The sequence below is a fragment of the Oceanicola sp. S124 genome (assembly GCF_000220565.1).
GTDB lineage: Bacteria > Pseudomonadota > Alphaproteobacteria > Rhodobacterales > Rhodobacteraceae > Pseudooceanicola.
The window spans coordinates 1-1,754 of sequence record NZ_AFPM01000055.1; the positions used below are offsets into that span (position 1 = coordinate 1).

Annotated in this window: 2 protein-coding genes; one reads left to right on the plus strand and one right to left on the minus strand. The window is 66.4% G+C overall.

What is annotated here, in order from left to right; genetic code table 11:
• Nucleotides 1-544: 2-hydroxychromene-2-carboxylate isomerase (locus OS124_RS23725; RefSeq protein ID WP_010138257.1), on the minus strand; the 544-nt coding region annotated here is incomplete at its 3' end.
• Between the two features lie 117 nt (nucleotides 545-661).
• On the opposite strand from OS124_RS23725, the gene OS124_RS0104950 reads away from it, so the two are divergent.
• On the plus strand, nucleotides 662-1,678 hold the full coding sequence (locus tag OS124_RS0104950; protein ID WP_010138258.1) for a ribose-phosphate pyrophosphokinase: 1,017 nt from the start codon (nucleotides 662-664) through the stop codon (nucleotides 1,676-1,678).
• The last annotated feature ends 76 nt before the right edge of the window (nucleotides 1,679-1,754 follow it).

Below are 1,754 nucleotides of genomic sequence, written 5' to 3' on the forward strand. Positions count from 1 at the left end.
GCTCGACCCCGTCGACCACGTAGAACGGAGAGCCGAAAACCCCTTCGGCCACCGCATCCTCGGTGTTGCGGGCAAAGATCTCGGCCCCGGTCAGCAGGCCGCTGTCGGCCAGCCCCGGGTCGAAGCCTGCCCCCGACAGCGCCTCGCGGATCACCGCGTCCTCGGCGATGTTCTTCTCCTCCGCCCAGCAGGCGCGCAGCAGGCTGCGCACCAGCAGGCCGGTATCGCCCCCGCCCGCCTTGTCGGCGGCGATGATGGCGTAGCACGAGGGCGCGGGGTTGGTCGGGAAGAAGGCCGGCTCCAGCACCAGGTCCATCCCGGTCTTCACCTTCGCCCGGCGCAGTTCCTGCATCCGGTAGTCGCGGCGCGCCTGCGGCCTCTCGCCCAGGGGCTGGCCACCAGTCTGGGCAAAGACCTTCATCAGGTCGACGGGCTTGTAGCGGATCTCGGCACCGGTGCGGGCGGCGATCTGCTCCAGCCCGTCGCCGGCCAGGTAGGTCCAGGGCGAAATCGTCGTGAAGTAGTAGTCGATCCTGTGGCTCATGGGTCCCTCCCCCGGCGTGTCGTTTGGCAAGACGTTACCGGGGTGCTAAGGCGTGATCAACGTCACGAATCTGTCATTCCGAGCCCTCGCGGGCCGCTGCCTCCCGGAGACACTCCTATGCCGAACATCATCGAACCCAAGCTGATCGCGGGCAATTCGAACATGCCGCTGGCGACTTCCATCGCCCGGCGCATGTCGATGCACCGCGGCATGAACGTCGGCCTGGTCGATGCCCGCGTCGAGCGCTTCAACGACGGCGAGATCTTCGTCGAGGTCTTCGAGAACGTCCGTGGCGAGGACATGTTCGTGATCCAGTCGACCTCGAACCCGGCCAACGACAACCTGATGGAGCTGCTGATCATGACCGACGCGCTGCGCCGCTCCTCGGCCAGCCGCATCACTGCCGTGATCCCCTACTTCGGCTATGCCCGCCAAGACCGCCGCACCAAGGCCCGCACGCCGATCAGCGCCAAGCTGGTCGCCAACATGCTGGTCGAGGCCGGTGTCGAGCGCGTGCTGACCATGGATCTGCACGCCGCCCAGATCCAGGGCTTCTTCGACATCCCCGTCGACAACCTCTACGCCAGCCCGATCTTCGCCCTCGACATCAAGGAAAAGTTCCACGACCGGCTGGAAGAGATCATGGTGGTCTCTCCCGACGTCGGCGGCGTCGCCCGCGCGCGCGAGTTAGCCAAGCGGATCAACGCGCCGCTCTCGATCGTCGACAAGCGCCGCGAGAAGCCCGGCGAAGTGGCCGAGATGACCGTCATCGGCGATGTGAAGGACAAGATCTGCGTCATCGTCGACGACATGTGCGACACCGCCGGCACGCTGTGCAAGGCCGCCGAGCTGCTGCTCGACTTCGGCGCGAAAGAGGTCCATGCCTACATCTCGCACGGCGTCCTCTCCGGCCCCGCGGTGCAGCGGATCACCAATTCCGTGATGGAAAACCTGGTGATCACCGACTCGATCGCCGCCAGCGCACCGGTGCAGGCCTGCGAGAAGATCCGCGTGCTGCCAACCGCCCCGATGTTCGCCCAGGCGATCCTCAACATCTGGAACGGCACCTCGGTCTCCTCGCTCTTCGAGCAGGGCACGCTGGAACCGATCTACGAAGGCTTCTTCCGCGGCTGACCCACTGCGCCGATCAGTCCGGCCACAACAGTCGGGCGGCGCCCTCCCGCAAAGGGGCGCCCCTCCACATGCGCGC